Source organism: Rhizobium sp. BK251 (assembly GCF_004345245.1).
In the GTDB taxonomy this organism is placed as follows: Bacteria; Pseudomonadota; Alphaproteobacteria; order Rhizobiales; family Rhizobiaceae; genus Rhizobium.
Genome location: NZ_SLUQ01000014.1, coordinates 12,390 through 32,385, shown reverse-complemented (window position 1 = coordinate 32,385; position 19,996 = coordinate 12,390). Strand labels below are relative to the sequence as shown.

General features: G+C 62.7%; 20 protein-coding genes. 12 read left to right on the top strand and 8 right to left on the bottom strand.

Going from position 1 to position 19,996, the window contains the following annotated elements; all coding sequences use genetic code 11:
- Positions 1 to 154: 154 nt before the first annotated feature.
- From EV286_RS28570 to fabI, 4 genes are read left to right on the top strand one after another with little or no spacing between them, the layout of a single operon-like run.
- Entirely contained in the window at positions 155 to 2,404 is a 2,250-nt protein-coding gene (locus EV286_RS28570; protein ID WP_132960646.1) for a DUF3141 domain-containing protein, read from the top strand.
- Between the two features lie 58 nt (positions 2,405 to 2,462).
- Positions 2,463 to 3,428, top strand: coding sequence for a phosphate acetyltransferase (locus EV286_RS28565; RefSeq protein ID WP_132960645.1), 966 nt, complete (start codon positions 2,463 to 2,465; stop codon positions 3,426 to 3,428).
- A 5-nt stretch (positions 3,429 to 3,433) separates the two neighbouring features.
- Entirely contained in the window at positions 3,434 to 4,606 is a 1,173-nt protein-coding gene (locus EV286_RS28560; RefSeq protein WP_132960644.1) for an acetate/propionate family kinase, read from the top strand.
- A gap of 54 nt (positions 4,607 to 4,660) precedes the next feature.
- Positions 4,661 to 5,443, top strand: coding sequence for an enoyl-ACP reductase FabI (gene fabI / locus EV286_RS28555; RefSeq protein ID WP_132960643.1), 783 nt, complete (start codon positions 4,661 to 4,663; stop codon positions 5,441 to 5,443).
- A gap of 62 nt (positions 5,444 to 5,505) precedes the next feature.
- Here fabI and EV286_RS28550 read toward each other — a convergent pair whose 3' ends face one another.
- Together EV286_RS28550 and EV286_RS28545 are read right to left on the bottom strand one after the other, a co-directional pair.
- Positions 5,506 to 7,473, bottom strand: a complete 1,968-nt coding sequence (locus EV286_RS28550) for an adenylate/guanylate cyclase domain-containing protein (RefSeq protein ID WP_132960642.1) — start codon at positions 7,471 to 7,473, stop codon at positions 5,506 to 5,508.
- A gap of 2 nt (positions 7,474 to 7,475) precedes the next feature.
- The gene (locus EV286_RS28545) at positions 7,476 to 8,150 is read right to left on the bottom strand and encodes a VIT1/CCC1 transporter family protein (RefSeq protein ID WP_132960641.1); all 675 of its coding nucleotides are present in this window, start codon (positions 8,148 to 8,150) and stop codon (positions 7,476 to 7,478) included.
- Between the two features lie 254 nt (positions 8,151 to 8,404).
- Between EV286_RS28545 and EV286_RS28540 the strand changes: the two genes are divergently transcribed.
- From EV286_RS28540 to EV286_RS28520, 5 genes are read left to right on the top strand one after another with little or no spacing between them, the layout of a single operon-like run.
- Positions 8,405 to 9,154: a GntR family transcriptional regulator gene (locus tag EV286_RS28540; protein WP_132960640.1), complete on the top strand. Its 750-nt coding sequence runs from the start codon at positions 8,405 to 8,407 to the stop codon at positions 9,152 to 9,154.
- A 54-nt stretch (positions 9,155 to 9,208) separates the two neighbouring features.
- Positions 9,209 to 10,744, top strand: a complete 1,536-nt coding sequence (locus EV286_RS28535) for a putative N-acetylmannosamine-6-phosphate 2-epimerase (RefSeq protein ID WP_165932970.1) — start codon at positions 9,209 to 9,211, stop codon at positions 10,742 to 10,744.
- 52 nt (positions 10,745 to 10,796) lie between these two features.
- A complete protein-coding gene (locus tag EV286_RS28530) occupies positions 10,797 to 12,122 on the top strand; it encodes a sugar ABC transporter substrate-binding protein (protein ID WP_132960638.1) in 1,326 nt (441 codons plus the stop codon).
- 51 nt (positions 12,123 to 12,173) lie between these two features.
- Complete coding sequence (locus EV286_RS28525; RefSeq protein ID WP_132960637.1) at positions 12,174 to 13,040, top strand: sugar ABC transporter permease; 867 nt, start codon at positions 12,174 to 12,176, stop codon at positions 13,038 to 13,040.
- Between the two features lie 2 nt (positions 13,041 to 13,042).
- Positions 13,043 to 13,864: a carbohydrate ABC transporter permease gene (locus tag EV286_RS28520; protein WP_132960636.1), complete on the top strand. Its 822-nt coding sequence runs from the start codon at positions 13,043 to 13,045 to the stop codon at positions 13,862 to 13,864.
- Positions 13,865 to 13,909: 45 nt separating this feature from the next.
- On the opposite strand, the gene EV286_RS28515 is transcribed toward EV286_RS28520, so the two are convergent.
- On the bottom strand, positions 13,910 to 15,121 hold the full coding sequence (locus EV286_RS28515) for an L-dopachrome tautomerase-related protein (protein ID WP_132960635.1): 1,212 nt from the start codon (positions 15,119 to 15,121) through the stop codon (positions 13,910 to 13,912).
- 134 nt (positions 15,122 to 15,255) lie between these two features.
- Positions 15,256 to 15,687 carry a hypothetical protein gene (locus tag EV286_RS28510; protein ID WP_132960634.1) on the bottom strand — a complete coding sequence of 144 codons (432 nt, stop codon included), beginning with the start codon at positions 15,685 to 15,687 and terminating at the stop codon, positions 15,256 to 15,258.
- Positions 15,688 to 15,835: 148 nt separating this feature from the next.
- On the opposite strand from EV286_RS28510, the gene EV286_RS28505 reads away from it, so the two are divergent.
- A complete protein-coding gene (locus EV286_RS28505; protein WP_132960633.1) occupies positions 15,836 to 16,309 on the top strand; it encodes a helix-turn-helix domain-containing protein in 474 nt (157 codons plus the stop codon).
- Between the two features lie 126 nt (positions 16,310 to 16,435).
- Here the strand turns inward: EV286_RS28505 and EV286_RS28500 are convergent, their stop codons facing one another.
- Complete coding sequence (locus EV286_RS28500; RefSeq protein ID WP_132960632.1) at positions 16,436 to 16,744, bottom strand: hypothetical protein; 309 nt, start codon at positions 16,742 to 16,744, stop codon at positions 16,436 to 16,438.
- A gap of 240 nt (positions 16,745 to 16,984) precedes the next feature.
- Between EV286_RS28500 and EV286_RS28495 the strand changes: the two genes are divergently transcribed.
- A complete protein-coding gene (locus tag EV286_RS28495) occupies positions 16,985 to 17,209 on the top strand; it encodes a hypothetical protein (RefSeq protein ID WP_132960723.1) in 225 nt (74 codons plus the stop codon).
- Positions 17,206 to 17,505, top strand: coding sequence for a hypothetical protein (locus EV286_RS28490; RefSeq protein WP_132960631.1), 300 nt, complete (start codon positions 17,206 to 17,208; stop codon positions 17,503 to 17,505). Before EV286_RS28495 ends, EV286_RS28490 begins: the two co-directional genes overlap by 4 nt.
- A 24-nt stretch (positions 17,506 to 17,529) precedes the next feature.
- Here the strand turns inward: EV286_RS28490 and EV286_RS28485 are convergent, their stop codons facing one another.
- The 3 genes from EV286_RS28485 to EV286_RS28475 are packed head-to-tail and all read right to left on the bottom strand — an operon-like array spanning position 17,530 to position 19,995.
- Positions 17,530 to 18,246: an ABC transporter ATP-binding protein gene (locus EV286_RS28485; protein WP_132960630.1), complete on the bottom strand. Its 717-nt coding sequence runs from the start codon at positions 18,244 to 18,246 to the stop codon at positions 17,530 to 17,532.
- On the bottom strand, positions 18,227 to 18,991 hold the full coding sequence (locus EV286_RS28480; RefSeq protein ID WP_132960629.1) for an ABC transporter ATP-binding protein: 765 nt from the start codon (positions 18,989 to 18,991) through the stop codon (positions 18,227 to 18,229). The genes EV286_RS28485 and EV286_RS28480 overlap by 20 nt, the downstream gene beginning before the upstream one ends.
- Positions 18,991 to 19,995 carry a branched-chain amino acid ABC transporter permease gene (locus EV286_RS28475; protein ID WP_132960628.1) on the bottom strand — a complete coding sequence of 335 codons (1,005 nt, stop codon included), beginning with the start codon at positions 19,993 to 19,995 and terminating at the stop codon, positions 18,991 to 18,993. Before EV286_RS28475 ends, EV286_RS28480 begins: the two co-directional genes overlap by 1 nt.
- Position 19,996: the final 1 nt, after the last annotated feature.

Genomic DNA, 19,996 nt, shown 5'->3' with positions numbered 1-19,996 from the left:
GTTGGTGCTTCCGACCGCATGACGGTATGCTGCAAGTGCTAAGAAAGCGCGTGACTGATGGCGGGACTGCTCCGTTCCCTGGCTGGCGTCAGGTGGAAAATGTCGTCAGAGCAATCCTTGATCTCGCAACCAGCGGTGAACCAGGAGACTCAGCATGCGGTATCCTTCGTACACGCCTACGACTGACCTTGCGGGCCAATTCGGTCCTGCCGGCGTCGCTCTCGAATATGCCGTAGACGCGGCTCAGCGCAGCCTTCTGTTCTGGGATGTGATACGCATGCGGGGCAACCAGTATCGGACACATGCAGAAGCGACCGCGCCGCACGTGCTGAGCTTTACCCCAGAGGTAATTCTCGACGGGCGCAAGCTTGAGAAGCCGGTCAACTACGCGCTTGTGCGCATCGTTCCGCCGGAAGGGATCGAGGTTGACGAGACCCGCCGGCCGTTCGTGGTCGTCGATCCGAGAGCCGGGCACGGACCGGGTATCGGTGGTTTCAAGGCCGACAGCGAGATCGGTGTCGCTCTGAAAGCCGGGCACCCGTGCTACTTCATCGGCTTCCTTCCGGAACCTGAGCCGGGGCAGACAATCGAAGACATTGCCCACGCCGAAGCGATCTTTCTGGAAAAGGTCATTTCCTTGCATCCTGACGCGGATGCGAAGCCCTGCGTGATCGGAAACTGCCAGGCCGGATGGGCCGTCACGATGCTGGCTGCCATGCGTCCCGAATTGTTCGGGTCGCTGATCATTGCCGGCGCGCCGTTGTCCTATTGGGCCGGGGAAAGAGGCAAATACCCCATGCGCTATTCGGGCGGCTTGCTTGGCGGCAGCTGGCTCACGGCGCTTGTCAGCGACCTTGGCCATGGAAAATTCGACGGCGCCTGGCTGGTGCAGAATTTCGAGAACCAGAATCCGGCTAACACCTTATGGACCAAGCAGTATACCCTCTATTCCAAGATCGACACGGAGGCGCCGCGCTACCTTGGTTTCGAGCAATGGTGGGGCGGTCACGTCAGCCTGAATGCCGAGGAGATCCAGTTCATCGTGGATGAACTCTTCGTCGGCAACAATCTCGCTGCGGGACGCATCCAGACATCGAAGGGCGAGGCGATCGACCTTCGCAACATTCGCGCGCCGATCGTCGTCTTTTGCTCGAAGGGTGACAACATCACGCCACCCGCACAGGCGCTCGACTGGATCCTGGACCTTTATGACGACGTGAACGAGATGCGCTCGCATGGGCAAACGATCGTCTACACCGTTCATGAGACAATCGGCCATCTCGGAATTTTCGTGTCGGCAAGCGTTGCCCGCAAGGAGCATGGAGAATTCTCCAGCAACATCGACCTCATCGACGCGCTGCCGCCGGGGCTCTACGAAGCAACGTTCGAGGCGAAGACCGACGAGACCATCCGTGGAGACCTCGTCGAGGGCAACTGGATCATGCGCTGCGAGGCCCGGACGCTCGACGACATCAGGGCGCTCGGCTGCAATAGCCCCGCTGACGATCGCCGTTTCGCGACCGCGGCAAGGGTCTCTGAAATCAATCTCGCGCTTTATCGAACCTTCTTCCAGCCAGTCGTGCGGGCGATGGTGCCGGATTGGGCGGCCAAGCAACTGCGGGAGAGCCATCCGCTCAGGCTGCAATATGAATTGCTTTCCGACGCCAATCCCCTGATGGCGCAGATTGCGGATCTTGCCGCTGACGTGGCCGAGGAACGCCGTCCCGTGGCGGCGGAAAATCCCTTCCTGGCTTTGGAAAAAGCGTTCTCCAGCCAGATCATCGCGGGCCTGGAGGCCTGGCGCGGTGCGACCGAGGCGCTGAGCGAGGCGACCTTCCTTTCGGTCTATGGTTCGCCACTCCTGCAGGCAGCAGTCGGCGTCGATCCGCTGGATGCCAAGCCCCACCGTCGCGCCAGCAAGACCGCACTGCATCTTCAGGTGCTGAATGAGAAGATCGAAGAACTCAAGGCGCGAATCGGGCAGGGCGGGCTTCGCGAGTCCCTGGCGCGCAGCCTGCTTTATGTCGCGATGGTGAGCGGCGCAGCGGACGAGCGTGGATTTGCCGCAATACGCCGGATGCGGCGCGCTGAGAACGGAATGCCGGCGATGACGCTCGCCGAGTTCAAGACGTTGATCCGCGACCAGTTCCTCATGTTGCTGCTCGACGAGGAGGCGGCCGTCAACGCGCTTCCAGCCATGCTGCCGCAAGATGAGGGCGTTCGTCGCGGAGCGCTTTCGTCTCTCCAGGAGGTTCTGAACGCACGCGGCGCGCTTTCCGAAGAAGCCGAGCGACGCTTGCAGAGGATCGTCGGCATTTTCGATGTCTCCGAAGAGCCGCTTGCCGAACCCGTGCCGCCGCCGACGAAGCCCGTGCCGGTCAAGGCTGTCCGCAGCGCAAACTAGCCGACGGCCACTCGATGGCCGGCGGGTGAACTCGTCTTGCAACATGGAGCATATGCGGATGTCGGATTTGGAGAATCTCGGGGAAGCCGGGCGGCATCAGAAATACGAGCGATTGATCGAACGGGCCAAGCAGGTGCCGCCGATGACGACCGTCGTTGCCCACCCATGCGACGAGTCATCGCTGCGGGGCGCGGTCGAGGCCGCCGAGGTCGGGATAATAAGGCCCATTCTGGTGGGGCCGGCGGAGAAGATCAGAGCAGTCGCGAAGTCGCACGACCTCGACATTTCGCCTCTCGAGCTGATCGACACGCCGCACAGCGATGCCGCTGCGGCGAAAGCGGTGGAAGTCATCCGCGAAGGCCGCGCTGAACTGCTCATGAAGGGAAGTCTTCATACGGACGAGCTCATGCGGGCCGTGACCTCCTCCGCGACCGGCCTCAGGACGGCGCGGCGGATCAGCCATGTCTTCGTGATGGATGTTCCGACCTATTCGGAAACGCTTTTCATCACCGACGCCGCGATCAACATCGCTCCGGATCTCGATGTCAAACGCGATATCGTCCAGAACGCCATCGACCTGTTTACGCAGGTGGGCCTCGGAACTCCGCGGGTCGCGATCCTTTCTGCGGTCGAGACGGTCAGCTCGAAGATCCCTTCGACGATCGATGCCGCCGCCCTCTGCAAGATGGCCGAACGCGGACAGATCACCGGAGGCATCCTCGATGGGCCGCTCGCCTTCGACAATGCGATCGATCCCGAGGCGGCAGCGATAAAGGGCATCAAATCACCCGTTGCCGGCCATGCGCAGATTCTCGTGGTTCCCAATCTCGAAGCGGGCAATATGCTGGCGAAGAACCTGACGTTTCTGGCTAGGGCGGATGCCGCGGGAATCGTTCTCGGAGCTAGCGTCCCGATCATCCTGACGTCGCGGGCGGATTCGGTTCGGACGCGCCTTGCCTCCTGCGCGGTTGGCGTATTGTTTGCCGACGCACGCCGCCGGACGGCGCCAATACAGGGCGGTTGATTGCCATGGACACGATCCTCGTCGTGAATGCCGGTTCATCGAGCTTGAAATTCGAGGTTTTCGCCGCCGGAAGCACGCTGGCACGATTGCTCAAGGGGCAGATGGAGGGCATCGGCACCGCGCCGCACCTGACCGTCAAGAGCGCCGGCGGGGAACGGGTAGCGAATGAAAACTACTCCTGCGAGAACGTTCCCGATCTGCTTGCAGCCATGCGTCTCGTCGGCGAATGGCTTAGGGAGCGGCAGGAGGGGCGATTGATCGCCGTCGGCCACCGGGTCGTCCATGGCGGTCCAGACCATACCCGCCCGGCACGTATCGACCAAAACCTGGTGGACGAACTCGAGAGGTACGCACCGCTCGCTCCGCTACACCAGCCGAACAACCTTGCGCCAATCCGCGTCCTCCTCGAGCGCCAGCCGCAGCTTGTGCAGGTCGCCTGCTTCGATACCGCCTTCCATCGTGGTCATGATCCGATGACGGATCACTATGCCATTCCCGCCCGTTACTTTGACGAGGGCGTGCGGCGGTACGGCTTTCATGGGCTGTCCTACGAATATGTTGCGGGAAGGCTCGCCGAGGTGGCACCCGGCATCAGCAACGGACGCGTCATCGTCGCCCATCTCGGCAGCGGCGCCTCGCTGTGTGCCCTTTGGCAGGGCAGGAGCGTAGAGTGCACGCTCGGCTTCACGGCGCTTGACGGCTTGCCCATGGGCACCCGATGCGGGCAGATCGATCCGGGCGTCCTTCTCTACCTGCTGCAGCAGCATGGCATGACGCCGGCGCAGTTGCAGGACCTGCTCTATAAGGAATCCGGATTGAAGGGGTTGTCCGGCATCAGCAATGACGTGCGCGATCTACTGGCGAGCGACAGCGCCGGCGCGGCACTTGCCCTTGACCATTTCGTCCATCGCATGGGCCTCAATGCCGGCGCGTTGGCGGCAGCGCTCGGTGGGCTGGACGCTTTCGTGTTCACGGCCGGTGTCGGTGAGAATTCTGCGGTTATGCGTGAGCGTATAGCCGGAAAGCTCAGCTGGCTTGGAGCGTCGCTCGACGCCCGGCGGAATGATGGTGGCGAACTGCTTGTGTCGACCGATGACAGCAAGGTCGCGATCTATGTCGTGCCGACCGACGAGGAATTGATGATCGCCCGGCATACGTTCGCGCTTATCGCCGCTTAGTGCGATCGCGCAGGATGCCACTTGCCAGCTCCAGGATCGAGAAGAGGATCGAACATGCTTCCCGAGGTAAAAGCCAAGCTTCTTGAAGGAAAGCGCGGGCTGGTGGTCGGCATCGCGAACGACCAGTCGATCGCCTGGGGGTGCGCGAGAGCATTCCGCGCATTGGGCGCGGAGCTCGCCGTGACCTATCTCAACGACAAAGCCCGGACCTATGTCGAGCCGCTGGCTCAGGAGCTCGAAGCTCCCATTTTCATGCCGCTCGATGTCGCCGTGCCGGGGCAGTTGGAGGCTGTCTTCGAGCGGATCACGGAGGAATGGGGAGAACTCGATTTTCTCGTGCACTCCATTGCCTTTTCGCCGAAGGACACGCTGCAGGGACGCGTCGTCGATGTGCCGCACGACGGGTTCCTGAAAACGATGGACATATCCTGCTGGTCGTTCATACGCATGGCGCATCTCGCCGAACCGCTGATGAAGCGCGGCGGGACGCTGTTCACCATGACCTATTACGGCAGCCAGATGGTCGTGAAGAACTACAATGTGATGGGTGTGGCCAAGGCGGCCCTGGAAAGCGCCGTGCGCTACATCGCCGCCGAACTCGGCCCGAAGGGCATCCGCGTGCACGCAATTTCGCCCGGACCGCTGGCGACGCGGGCGGCCTCGGGTATCCCCGAATTCGACGAGCTTCTGAACAGGGCGCAGGAAACGGCGCCTACGCGGAGCCTCGTGTCGATCGATGATGTCGGCATGGCAACTGCCTTCCTGGCGCACGATGCCGCCCGCCTGATAACCGGCGACACGATCTACATCGACGGCGGCTACCACATCATCGACTAGCTTCGCTGCCGCATCTTGCCGCGACGCGGAGGCAGGGCTTTCGCGAACGCGACTGCAACGCCTCAGGCCGGCGACGATGCCCTGAGCTCGAAGAGTTCGGTTTGTCCCGTCCGTCCCTTCACGCTGACGATTCCGATCGGGGCGAGTTCAAACTTGTCACCGACCGCGTCGCGGATTGCGCCGCTGACCAGGATCGAAGTCCCATACTGGCGATTGAGGCCTTCCAGCCGCGATGCGATGTTTACCGTGTCGCCAATGGGGGTGTACTGCCTGCGTGTTTCTGCTCCGACGCTGCCCACGACGGCCGGACCGGTATGAACGCCGAAGCGCGTGATGAGCTCGGGGCGCCCGGCCGCAGAGTTGGCAGCATTTATGGCGTCGATCGCAGCCTTCATCGCAAGAGCGCAGCGGCAAGCGTTCTCGATATGATGTTCGTCCTGCACAGGAGCATTCCACATCGCGAGAACGGAATCGCCGATATATTGCACGATCGTGCCGCCGTGCCGCTCGACAGTGCTGTTGAGCGTCTCGAAATAGGTCGAGAGAAGGGCGACGACCTCCTCGGGCGAGTGCAGCTCGGAAATGGTAGTGAAATCGCGGATGTCGGTGAAGAGCACCGTGATGTCCTGCCGCGCCGCCGTTCCGACAACCGATTGGCCGGCAATGACGATCCTGCGCACGAGCTCTCGCGGCACGTAGAGTGAGAAAGTCCTGATGGCACCGCGGGCGGCGTTCAGCGCCTTTGCCAGCGAGTTGACCTCCGATATCCAGGAGTGCGAGACGCGACTCTTGCCGAATTCGAGGTTGCCCATGTGCCGGGCCTCATCGGCGAGCGCATAGAGCGACCGGCTGATCAGGCGGGAAATGATGATTGACGCCAGGACGCCCGCTGCCAGGAAGGCAGCGGCGATCGCCAGATTCCGCTTCAGCATCTCTTCGACAGGGGCGACAAGGTCGTCCAGCGGCGCGGCTATCACGACATTGTAGCCGCTCAGCAGCCCGCCGGTCTCCTCACGAAAGACTTGCGCCAGATACTCTCGCCCGCGCACCGGAAAATGGATCACCTCGCCGGCCGGCAGACGCACGTCAGATCTCAGCAGGTCCGTGATCGCCGGAATGGCAGGATCCGCTTCGCCAAGGGCCGCAGGTGATGGGTCCGCGCCGCGGCGAAGCTGTCTCCTGATCTCATCCATTACGGGCCTGTCGGAGTGGACAATCAGGCGGCCGGTATGATCGAAGACATAGCCGCGCGCCTGTCCGGATAACGTGCTGACATTGACGATCTCGCCGAGCGTCAGCAGCAGCACGTCCGCGCCTATCGCCACGCGATTGTCAGGCCCTGCCGGTGTTGCCAATGTCATCGTCAAGGAATTGGTCGCCGCCGAGACATAGGGCCCGACCGACGCTGTCTTGCCCGCGCCAACGGCCGCGAGGTACCAGGGCCGGAACCTGGGATCGAAGAGATCATCGCGGTCGCTGCGTTGTTTGATCGGGTGCGCATCCTTGTCGAAGAAGGTCCAGGTCGTATTGGGGCCGCCGGCAGTCCTGGTGATCACGCGGAGCGCAAACGCGGTCTCGGCCGGGGCGTCGAGGTTGCCGCGCCAATCGGGATTGGCCGCCACATCGATGGCCTGAACGAATCCGCCATCGGGATAGCCCGCATAGATGCCGTCGATGCGAAAGGTCGACTGCAACACCCGCAGGAGAAAATCCTGTTTTGCCTGCAGGTCGGCTGGTGGCGGGGTCTGCATTTCCGGAACGGCCGAGGCGGTGATGATCGCGGCGTATCCGCTGTTGAAGACGTTGTGGTAGTCCTCGATGGCGCGAAGCCCGAGCTGGCGCATCTGCGCCTCGCCAGTCGACAGGGCGGTGAACTTGCCCTGCGTATAGGTCATCCACACGAGGGGAAGCGAGGTGCAGGCCAAGAGTCCGAGGATAATGACGCTGAGGTGCAGCCGCAGCGGCAGCGCCCAGGTGTCGAGCCTATCGACCTTGTTATCTTGGGTGGTCTCGTTTCCCGGGCGTTTCATGCTCAACCACCCAGGGCCACTGCAATGCCAACGAGCGCGAGCCCAAGGCAGGTCATCGTGATCCCCGCTCTCAGCGGCTTCGAATCGGAAAAGCGTGCCCATCCGAAGCCGGTCAAGAACAGTAGCCCGATCAGCAGGAAATTGCTGGTTCGCAGGGCGAGGTCGGCATTGTCGATGAGGAGGAAAGGAATGATTGCGGGAAGGGCTGTCGCAGTTACAAGGAGAAAGACAATGACAGCCGCAAGGGCGTCTTCCTTCGACAGGCTGAGATTGCCGGGTTCTGCTCGCCGGGCCAGGACCAGCATGGACCTGTAGAGCGCATCCGTATCGGCCGTGGCGGTTACCAGGGGTTCGCCGCTGATGGGAAATTCCTTCATCAGGGCCGATAGTGCAACATCGTCGCTCCTTGCCGTCCTGACCTGGCGAAGGACGCGCACGCGCCGGCTCTTGTAGAAGACCGTCCCGAGGGTGAAGAGAACCGCGTCGATGATCCCCCAGGCGACGTTGCAGCCGACCGTCGCGACGATTAGTTCGTGAACGTCCAGCCCGGTCTCCGAAAAAAGAAGCCGGGAGCCGACGGTGAAGGTAAGTGCCATGATCAATCCAAAGAGGATCTCGCCAAGCGCGTCCCCCGGATCAATCACGTCCCTGATGTGAAAACTAGCGATCGACCCCATAGATCACCCGTCCTGCATCCGCCCCAGCGGTCGAGTCGTCCCTAACGGAACGATCCGGCGCAACTACCTATTAGCAGTTCTCCTAGTGCAATTGAACTGGGGCCTGGGCCGCAACCCAGATACACAGCTCGCACTTGGTCCGGCCATCTTTGCGTGGTCGTCGTGAGTGATTTGCCTTCAAATCGTAATACCAGTATAGGTCCAGAAGCGGGCCACGGAAAATTTCTCCGTGGATCAGGGCGCACGGAGCAGGAATGGCAGCGAACAGCTTGATCGATATGGTGGGCGCCACGCTTGGCGAGACGGCATCGGACTTGCCGCTCTACAAGCGATTGAAGGCGGCGATCGAGACGGCGATCCGTTCCAACACGGTCAAGGCCGGTGCCGTTCTGCCGGGGGAGCGAGTGATCGCCGAAAGGCTGTCGCTTTCGCGGGTGACCGTGCGCAAGGCGCTGGCTCTCCTGGAAGAGGAGGGTCTCCTGAACCGGCGGCATGGCTTCAAGACCGAGGTCGGCTCACGGGTCGAGAAGTCGCTGTCGACGCTGACGAGCTTTTCCGAGGATATCCGCGCGCGCGGCCAGACGCCCGGATGTATCTGGCTTTCCAAGCACATAAGCCGTGCCTCGCCGACGGAGATGATGGCACTTGGTATCGCCGGCAATGCCAATGTCGTGCGCATGAGACGGGTGCGCACTGCCGATGGCGTGCCGATCGCCGTGGAGATGTCCGCCGTGCCGGTGCGCTTCCTGCCATCGCCCGACATGGTCGACAACTCTCTCTACGAGGCACTGGAGACACGGGGCTTCCTGCCGCAGCGGGCGATACAGCGCATGCGTTCGCGCGCTGCCTCCGCCGAGGATGCGAGCCAGCTGCATTGCGAGCCCGGAGCGCCGCTCTTGATGACCGAACGGCGCTGCTTCCTGGCCGATGGGCAGATCGTCGAATACTGCGAGACTCGCTACAAGGGCGACGTCTACGATTTCGTTTTCGAACTGCAGCGATGATACCAGTCATAAACTGGTTGTAATCTGGTATTTTCGTCTTATCGTGATGCTGAAATGGGGTGTCACGTGCAGCGCGAAGAAATCAGCAACAGCCTTATCGTTTCCTGCCAGCCGGTACCCGGCGGGCCGATGGACAATGCCGACTTCGTCGTCGGTTTTGCCAAGGCGGCCCTCGATGCCGGTGCGAAGGCACTGAGGATCGAGTCGGTCGCCTATGTGAAGGCCGTGCGCCCGCAGGTAGCCGCGGCGATCATCGGCATCGTCAAGCGCGATCTCGACGACAGTCCGGTGCGCATCACGCCCTTCATCGAGGATGCCGAGGCGCTCGCCGATGCCGGCGCCGATGTCGTCGCTTTCGACGCGACCGACCGCGTCCGACCCGTGCAGGTCGAGGCTCTCGTCAAGGCAGTCAGGGCCAAGGGCAAGCTCACCATGGCCGACTGCTCCTCCCTCGAGGACGCTGAGCGAGCGCTTGCCGCCGGCGTCGATTTCGTCGGCACGACGCTCTCAGGCTATGTTGGCGGACCCGAGCCGGTCGAACCTGACGTCGCCCTCATCGCCGCGATGCGAAGGCTTACTCCCTACGTCATTGCCGAGGGTCGCATCCGCTCGCCGGAGCAGGCAGCGGAAGCTGTGCGGGCAGGTGCTTATGCGGTGGTTGTCGGCTCGGCAATCACGCGCACCGAACACGTTACGTCGTGGTTCCACGACACCGTCGAAAGGGCCTTTACGCTGCGTGACGGGCGGAGCCGGACAATGCTCGCCATCGACATCGGCGGGACGAAGACGATGGCCGCGCTTGTGAAGGGCAGCAACGTCATCGAGGAAATCGTTGTCGCCACCGAGCGCGAGGCGGGGCCGGATGCGTGGCTTGCCGCGCTCGCCGCAGCTACCGGCTCGTGGCGCGGCCGATATACGGGGATTGGGATTGCCGTGACCGGCTTCATCCAGAACGGGCTCTGGTCGGCCCTCAATCCTGCGACACTCGGCATTCCGGATCGTTATCCGCTCGTCGAGAAGGCTTCGGCCCTGCTCGCGGCGCCCGCCTTCGCCGTCAACGACGCGCAGGCGGCAGCATGGGGCGAATACAGATTCGGCGCCGGGCGGGGCGGCGATCTCGTCTTCCTCACCATCTCCACCGGCATCGGCGGCGGCATCGTCGTCAACGGCAGGGTGCTGACCGGGCTTGCAGGCCATTTCGGTCTGATCCGCAGCCCGTCGCAGGGCGTGGCACCGATCGAGGACGAAACCTCAGGTCGCTGGATGGCCGCGCAAGCCAAAGCTACGGGCCATGAAACGGATGCCGCCGGCGTTTTCGCCGAGGCACGCAAGGGAGCGGACTGGGCCAGCGCGATCGTCTCGCAGTCGGCGTTTCGGGTGGCAACGCTCTGCCGCGACATCCAGATGATGCTCGACCCGAAGCAGATCGTCATCGGCGGCGGCATCGGCCTTGCCGAGGGGTATCTCGGTCAGGTTGGACAGCATCTGGCGGGCATTTCTCCCCGCCTTACCCCTCATCTCGTCGCGGCCAAGCTCGGCGGTCGCGCAGGCATCATCGGCGCAGCGGACCTTGCGGGAGAGGGCAGGTAGCGGCGCCCTCCGGGCAGCAATCGAAGCAATAGAACAAAGAAAGGGAACAACGATGAAACTGAACAGGACATCTCTTCCGGCATTTGCGGCGCTTCTTGCGAGCGTTGCCCTGCCGGGCATTGCCAATGCTACCGTCACCGTGCTCGGCTGGCCCGGCGGTTCCGAGGAAACCGCGCTGCGCGCCACTGTCGAGGCCTACAACAAGCAGGCAGCCGACCCCGACAAGGTGGAGCTCCTGTTCTTCAATCGCGACGGCTTCTTCGACAAGCTGCAGGCCGACATGGCGGCCGGTTCCGACGCATTCGATATCAACCTCGTCGCCACCTATTCGATCGGCCGCTACGCGCCGTACATGGAGCCGGTCGATCTCGGCGGTGATGCCGCCAAGGTCTTCGGCGAATCCGTGTTGAAGACTATGCAGTTCGACGGCAAGCAGTATGGCGTGCCGACCGACCTTTCGCTGCATTTCATGTATTATCGCAAGGACCTGATCGACGCCCTGATGAAGGACGATGCGGCGAAGAAGACCTATTCCGAGATCGCCCAGAAGGTTCTCGGCAAGGAGCTGCAGCCGAAGGATCCGGACAGCTGGACATGGGACGACTGGGCTGCGACCGCGCTCTATTTCTCCAAGCAGGCAAATCCCGACAGCCCGGTGCGCTATGGCACCGTGCTGCAGATGAAGAACCTGCTGTTCAACATGATGGTCTTCCAGTCGCTGCCGCGCTCATACGGAGGCGACTGGATGGACAAGGACGGCAACGTGACCGTCGATTCCGACGCCTACAAGACCGGTCTCGAGCTCTACAAGACGCTCTACGACGCAGGCGCTTCGCCGAAGGATTCGCTGACCTACGAGTATGCCGAAACCAATGCGGCCTTTGGCTCGGGCCAGGCGGCGACGGCGCTGCAGTGGAATGCCGCGGCGGCCGACCTGACGAACATGGAGAAATCGCCCGCGGTTGCCGAAGTCACCGGCATCGTTGCGCCTCCGGCAGGTCCGGATGGCCGTGCAGACCATATCCATGGCCTTGGTCTCGGCCTCAACAAGAATGCCAAGAACAAGGAAGGTGCCGTCAAGTTCCTGAAATGGCTGGCGACCGAAGACGCGGCCCTGACCTATGCCCGTAGCGGCGGCTCGCCGGCGCTCACCCCGGACGTGGTCGCGAAGGTGGCCTCGGACCGCCCTGATCTCGTCAAGCTCGGGGAGTTCGCCAGCAAGTACGGCTATGTCATGGACGGGGCCACCTCCGCCAATGCGCTTTCGGTCTACGAACTGCAGGCCAAGGAATTCACCGGCTACTGGTCCGGCCAGCAGAGCCTCGACGATGCGCTTGCCCATACCAAGGCAGGCATGCAGGATCTCCTGAAGAAGTAATCAGAGGCGGACGCCGGCAAACCCGGCGTCCGGCCCATCAGGCGGATCGAAATGGCTATCGTAAAACGCGCCGAAGGCAGTGCGTATCTCGCGCCGCTCACCGGCTTCCTGCTGCTTTTTCTCGGCTTTCCGGCCGTCGTCAATCTCGTCTATTCCGTCTCGACGGTGAGTTTTGAAACGCTGCGGAGCCCGAGCATCACCGGCTTCGGCAACTATCTCGTGGTCCTGACGGATCGGGATTTCTGGCGGGCGAGCTTCTTCTCGCTGCGCTTCGGCATCCTGACGGCACTGGCCGAGTGCCTGATCGGGTTGTTCCTCGCGATCTTCCTGGCGCCGTTGCTCGCCAAGCGCTCCGTCCTGATGGCGCCGCTGATGCTGCCGCTGATGGTCGCCCCGGCGATGATCGGCCTGATGTACAGGCTTGTGCTGCATGAATTCGCGGGGCCGGTGCCCTACTACCTCTTCGAATGGTTCGGCGACAGCCCCGCCTTCCTCGACGTCAACAATGCGTTTCGCACGCTCGTGGTCGTCGAGACGCTGCAATGGACGCCTTTCGCATTCCTGCTCTTCTATGTCGCCTATCAGGCGATCCCGCTGGAGACGCGGGAGGCGGCGGCACTCGATGGTGCCTCTGCATTGCAGGTCCTGTGGTGGATCGAGTTGCCGTTGATGCGCCCGACGCTGATGATCGCCTTCTTCATCCGCTTCATCGACGGCTTCCGCGTCTTCGACAACGTCTATGCGCTGACCGGCAGCGGCGCCGGCGGCTCCACGACCTCGCTGTCGATCTACATCTACCAGGCCTTCTTCAAGGAGGGCGCGATCGGCAAGGCGGTTGCCGCTTCCGTCGTGCTCTTCCTGGCCTCGCTAGCCGTGCTCTACGGTCTTAATTGGCTTGCCGGCCGCAGGAGGACGTGACGATGGTGAACGCACTGCGCTGGCTTGTCTTTGCGGTCGCCGCCCTGGCGATGAACTTTCCGGTCATCGTCACGCTGGTCACCTCATTCAAGAGTGCCCGCGAGCTCTCGACCAATGCCGGTCTCTGGATCAACCAGCCGACACTCGAGAATTATGCCCGGGTGCTCACCCAGACCGACCGCTTCAACATCTATTCCTATCTCTTCAACAGCGTCGTTGCCTCGCTGATCGGCACCTGCCTTGCGATCCTGCTCGCATTTCCCGCGGCCTATGCGATCGCGAGAAGCGAGGCAGGGCGGCGCATGCTCCTGCCGATCGTCATCAATCTGCGCGCCGTGCCGCTGATCATCTTCGCGATCCCGCTCTACATGATGTACCAATGGCTTGGCCTCCTGGATACGCAGCTTGGCCTCGGGCTGATCCTGACGATCGTCAATACGCCGCTGGCACTCGTCATCCTTGTCAATGCCATCAACGACGTGCCGCTGGAACTCGATGAGGCGGCGAGGATCGACGGGGCGAATTCGTTCCAGATCATGCTGCGGATCATCCGACCGGTGGTGCGGCCGGCGGTCGTGACGACCTTCATTTTCGGCTTCATCACCGCCTGGAATGAATTCCTGTTCGGTCTGATGCTGACGACCAGCCGAGCTGTTCCGATGACCGTCGGCGCCTCGTTCTTCTTCGCGGCAAGCGGCGGCGGCGTGCAGTGGGGCACAGCCTCTGCGGTGATGATACTCGGCGCCCTGCCGCCGGCGCTGCTCGGTCTGCTGATGTACCGCCAGATTTCGGGCTCGATGACCGCCGGAGCCGTGAAGGGATAGGCCGGCCCCGGTCCTGTCATCGCCGATGGCGGCAAGAGCGGCCCGTCACTTGAGCGAGACCGGCCCTCCGTCGATCTTCAGGCGGAAAAGCGTATAGGGCTTCTCCCGCATGTCCGTTCCTTCGTGGAACGGCGGCTGGCGATGCAGCTGGTTGGCCGTGAAATAGAGATAACCGTCATTGGCGACCCAGAGCGTGTCCGGCCACAGAATGCGACCGTCATGGGCGATCGTCTTCCAGATCCCATCGGTGTCCCGCTGGCGGATGCTGTTGTGCTCATAGTCCCCGGCATAGATCCGGCCCTTGTCATCCGACATCAGGCCGTCGGAGGCGCCCTTTTCCCCGAGATCGATGACGGAGCGGGCGACGGCGGCGTCGTCGACCGTGCGGTCGCGCAATATGCGCGTCGGCACCGAAAACAGATGGCGGCTGGAGAGCGGTGAATAGTAGAGGGTGGCGCCATCGGCGGAGATGGCTATGCCGTTGGAGCCATAGCCGACGTTGAGCGGTGGCCTGCCCGTCTGGCGGGTTGCCATCTGCTCGCCTTCGACGATCGGAATGAAGGTCGGGTCCGGCGATGTCGAATAGTCTCCGGTCAGCCTTCGCCAGCTTTCGCCGCTAGCAAGATCGACGACGATGATGCCGCCCGGCCCACGAAACGACGAGTCCGTCAGATAGGCGTAGCCGGCCTTGCCCTGGCGGAGGTCGAAGCGCACGTCGTTGATGTAGGTCGTCGATGTCACGGCGCTGGGTGGCAGCACGATCGTTTTTACGATCCTGTCGGTCGTGGGATCGACAGCCACGAGCTTTGCCGCGCCGACAAGGGGCGGGGCAAGCTGCGGGGCGCCGGTATCAACGATCCAGAGCCGGTCGAGGGGATCGACGACGACGTTCTGCACGCTCCTCAGCGTCTCCGCCGGTCGCGCCGGATCGAAGATGTTCGTCCCAATATCCGGATAGGGAACGACCCTTCCGTCCCGGATTTCGCCGACGGTGTAAGGCACGTCGTCGCCCCAGCGGGGGAAGTTCACAAAGATGCGCCCGCTGGCCGAGACGGTGACACCCGTCGGCATCGCGTCATAAAATTCGAAGACCGGCTCGATCGTGCCGATCGGGCGATCCGACGGCAATGTCAGGGGGGCATGCGCCCCGGCAACCGGCGCTTGGCCGCCACTACCTGCCGGGGTGTCCTGGGCAACCGCCAACGGCGCCAGGCCGAATATGAGGCCAACAAGGAGGTGAGGCGTGTATCGGGACATGGCTACCTCGGATATGGGGATCTGTACGGAAGTAGGGAGCGCCAGTGAAGCGCTCGAATCCCGGCAATGCGGGCGGCCGGGAACTGCCTTCGCCGGCCCGGTCGAAACTGGAGCCGCCGAAAGGGAGATGATGGTTACTTCGCCTCTTCCATAGCTGCGAGCTGCGGAATCGTAACATAGAGGTCACCGAAGCGATCGCCCACAGCTTCCCACATGAGCGCCGAAAAGAGCAGCGCTGCATCCAGTGGACGGTGGTTGATCACGAGCGAGTCTGCCTCGCCCAGGGCATTCATGTGGACGACAACCAGGCATTCGATCGGCACGCCACGGATGCTTGAGCGGTAGGACTCCATGAAGAATTGATCACCGAAATCACCCTTGTAGGTGAAATCCTGAAACTCGTAGAGCCGGATCGCATGGCTCAGGAGCGCGCGGATGTTTTCCCGGCCCACGACCGGATACTTCAGTACCGTGGCCTCGAGAGTGGCATCCTCGGCCAGCTTTTCGAGCCATGGCGGAGGGCCGCCCGCGGGTGCCGTGACGGGGGCTGTATCGTTGAACTTCATTACTCCTCCCATGGCTTTTACGCTACGGCCTGCGTGCGGCCCGTGACGGAGCGCCGCACGCCAGACGGTTTAAATTCGCAACTGGTAGACAGGCTATGCCCGGTAGTTTATTTTTGCAACTGGAAAGTTTGCGAATGCGGAGGCATGAATGAAGGGGAAGAAGACGGATCTGGGAGCGCTCGATTGCGGGATAGCACGCGCGCTTTCCGTCATCGGTGACTGGTGGTCGCTGCTGATCATTCGGGATGCGTTTCGCGGAGAGAAGCGGTTCGGCGAGTTTCAGAAGAACCTCGGGCTTGCCAGGAACATACTGTCTGCTCGCCTGAAAAAGCTCGTGGACGCCGGCATTCTCCGCACAGAGCCGGAAAGCGAGGGATCGGCCTACAATGCCTACGTGCTGACAGAAAAGGGTGAACGGCTTGGCGTCGTCCTCCTGTCGCTGTGGCAATGGGGGGAAGAGAATTGCTTCAGCGAAGGCGAGTTGGACCGGGTGATGGTCGAGAGGCATAGCAAGGAGCCGCTCGCAAGACTTTCGCTCAGCACACAAAGCGGCAGGGCCATCGGCATGCGCGACTTTACCACGGTCTCAAAGGCTGAGGCATTGCCAGCTACAAGGCAGTAGGGGCATCACTGCCGATTGGCGGGTTGTCGCAAGCCCTTGGCATGCGACAACCGCAACAGCTCCGGATCAGACCTCCAAGTCCCAAGGGAGCCGAGGCTTTGTCCGGGTAGGGTCCTGTTGAAGCCCTCAGAGATCGAAGTATATGTAGCCGCGGTCCCGGCGGTGATACCGGCGCCACTCGCGATTTTCCCTCCAACGGGAATCCCGCCAGTAGTTGCGGCGTTCCCAGCGATCGGAGCGCCAGTGACGGGGCGGGTACCGATCGTACCGATACTCCGGATAACGCCTCCAGTGACGAACCTGGACGACATCGTTCTGTTGCGCAACAGCCGGGCGCTGTGCCGGTGCCGGGGCTGCGGATGCGGGCTCAAACGAGGTGAACCCGATGACTGCGCCGAGGGCCGCAATGGCGAGAGTGTTGAAAAGCTTTCTCATCTTTTATCTCCTCAGATATGCGAGGAGTTTGAGCCCGGCGGAATGAACTCGTCCTGAAAGCGCGGTTCAGCCACCATTCATCTTCGTCGGCTATTCCAGTTCCTGGGCTTCGAAGAAATTTTCGATTCTCTGGCTTCGAAGAAAAGTGCCGGGCTGATTGCGTGCCGGGCTCGCAGACTTGACTCATCGCGCCCTGTCGGCAACCATCGCTCGACTTTATGGATCAACAAGTTAATGCCGATGACACCCGCTCGTTTCACAGAATGCCTGCTTCATATCCGCTGGACGCCGATCAACCTGGCAAGCGCGCTGCAGTGCGACCTTGCCCTGGTGGAGGCATGGGAGAGCGGCGAGGACGAAGTCCCGGCCGAACTGGGCGCCTGGTTGGAGATTCTCGCCAAGGCGCATGAGGCTGTCGAGGTGCCCTCGACCTATCGCGGCTGGCAGCACAGGCCCAAGCTTTGACGGCCCCACCGGATTTCATCGCCGAACTCGTCCGGGCCGCAAACCAGGTCGGCAAGCTTTCGCCGGTCGAACGTCGGCGGTTGCTCCATCGCGCGGTATCGACGATCCAGGGATTGCGGAATGTATTGGCGGCGACGGACAAGATCGTGCCGATGGAACGTGGCGTGAGCAAGGATCTGCAGCACATGTCCTCGATCCTCATGGACATACCGGATGTGATCGTCGCTGATGCGCTCCTGGAGGGCGCGCAAGAGATCAGGCGGCTGCGTATCCTGGCGAATACCCAGGAGGGTTGACCACCGCCCACTTCGCCGGTCGCTTCAATGAAGCCCGCCGACGCCCAGAAACCGCTCGACCGCTTCGCTGTCCTGGGCGAGAGCCTCGGGCGTGCCGCTCCAGGCAAGGCGGCCGCGTTCGAGGATGATCACCTGATCGGCGAAATCGAGCGCGCTCTGGATGCGCTGCTCGACGAGAAGGATGGTCATGTCGCCGGTCTGGGCAAGCGCCGAGAACGCAGCCATCAACTCTTCGCAGATGACAGGTGCTAGGCCCTCCAGCGGTTCGTCGAGCAACAGGATCGAGGGGCGGCCGAGGATGGTGCGCGCGGTCGACAGCATCTGCTGCTCGCCGCCGGAAAGTTGCGAGCCGAGATTCCGGCGACGTTCCGCAAGGCGCGGGAACATCGCATAGGCCTCCTGCAGCGCCGTTTTCGGCCGGCCCTTCAGCCCGACGAAGAGGTTTTCCTCGACGGTCAGTGTCGGGAAGATCGCGCGCGTCTGCGGCACATAGCCGAGGCCATGATGGGCGCGTGAGGCGCTGGGCAGGCCGGTCACGTCGGACGAGCCGATGCGGATCTTGCCGTCGTAGCGTCGCGTCTGGCCGGCAAGCGTCGCAAGCAGTGTCGTCTTGCCCATGCCGTTGCGCCCAAGCACGGCAAGGCGGCGCCCGGCCGGAACCGAGAAGGAAACGCCTTCCAGCACCCGCGTCGGCCCGTAGCCGGCGGAGAGATTTTCCACCTCAAGCGGCGTCGCTGGCATTGGCATAGCTCCCAAGATAGGCTTCGCGCACCCGCGCGTCCTTCGTGACATCGGCGGGCGCGCCATCGAAGATGATTGTGCCCGCGGCAAGCACGATGACGCGCCTTGCGAACCGGAATACGAGGTCCATGTCGTGCTCGATCATCAGCACGGCGAGATCGGAAGGCAGGTCGGCAAGCGCCTGTTCGATGCGACCCGTATCGCTCTGCGGCACGCCGGCAGCCGGCTCGTCGAGCAGCAGCACCTTCGGCCGCAGCGCGAGCGCCACGGCTATCTCGAGCAGCCGCTGTTGGCCGTAAGCAATCTCGTTGACCTTGCGGTGCATGTGCTCGCGCAGGCCGAGCGTTGCGAGCAAAGCGTCGACCTCGGCCATGACGGCCGGCATCGCCAGAAAGTTGCCGAACATGCGGCCGGACCGGCCCTCCCGCTGCAGGATCGCCAGCGCGACATGTTCGGCCGGTGTCATTTCCTGGAAGAGGCGGGTCACCTGGAAGGAACGCACGAGGCCGCGGCGCACGCGGCTGATCGCGTCGGTTCTTGTCACGGATTCACCGCCCAGCAGCACCTCGCCGGAATCGGGCGCGAGACTGCCGGTCACGAGGTTGACGAAGGTCGTCTTGCCTGCACCGTTCGGCCCGATCAACGCGACCCGGTCGCCGGGCGCAAGCGAAAGTGAAACATTATTCGTGACTGCGAGACCGCCGAAGGATTTCCCTAAATTTCGGACTTCGAAGACGGCGCTCATCAGCGAGCCTCCCTGCGACGGGCGATCAGGTCGGCGGCGGTGCCATAGAGGCCCTTCGGTGCCACGAGCACGACGGCTATCAGCAGCGCGCCGACGATGGTCAGCCAGTGGAAGGGGTTGGCCGCCGAGACATAGTCCTCGAAGAGCATGAAAATGACGGTGCCGGAAAGCGCCCCGAAGAGCGAGCCCGTGCCTCCGAGAACCAGCATGACCAGCGCTTCCGCCGAGAGGGTGAATGAAAGGCTGTCGAGGCCCACGACTTGCGTCGAGATCGCGTTGAGCGCCCCGCCGACGCCGGCGACCGCGCCTGAGATCACGTACATCTTGATGAGCGTCGCCTTTGGCGAGGCGCCCATGGCGCGGATACGCAGCGGGTCCTGCTTGATGCCGCGGCAGAGCATGCCGAACGGCGAGCGAACAAGGAATCGCAAGAGCACGAAGACGACGAGCAGGAGTACGACGCCGAAGATGTAAGCCGTGTGGCCCCACAGGTCGAACTCGAAATAGCCGAGGAGGGGATCCGGCGAAATGCCAGAGAGCCCGTCGCTGCCGCCTGTCCAGCTGGACGCCTTGTTGGCGAACTCGTGCGAGAGGTAGACAAGCGAGATGGAGAGCACGAGCTGCGGCAGGCCGTGGGCGCGCAGGATCACGAGGCCGCAGACGAGGCCGGCCACCGCGCCGCCGGCAATCCCTATCGCTGTCATCAGCAGCGGATCGTTGACCCCGAAATGCGCCGAGGCCATGCCCGCCGCGTATGCGCCGGCGCCGAAGAGCGCTGCGTGACCCAGCGTCGCCACGCCGCAATAGCCGGTGACGAGATCGAGCGAGAGAACGAGAAGCGCAATGGCGATGATGCGCGTCAACAGCGCCAGATTGTCGGGAAAGAGCAGGAAGCCGGCGGCCGCGAGCGCGATGATGACGGCAATGCCGATCAGGTCGTGATGCAGCGAGCGGCTCTGGCGGGATGCAGCAGAAAGGCCTTCGGTGTTGATCGTCATTGCCATC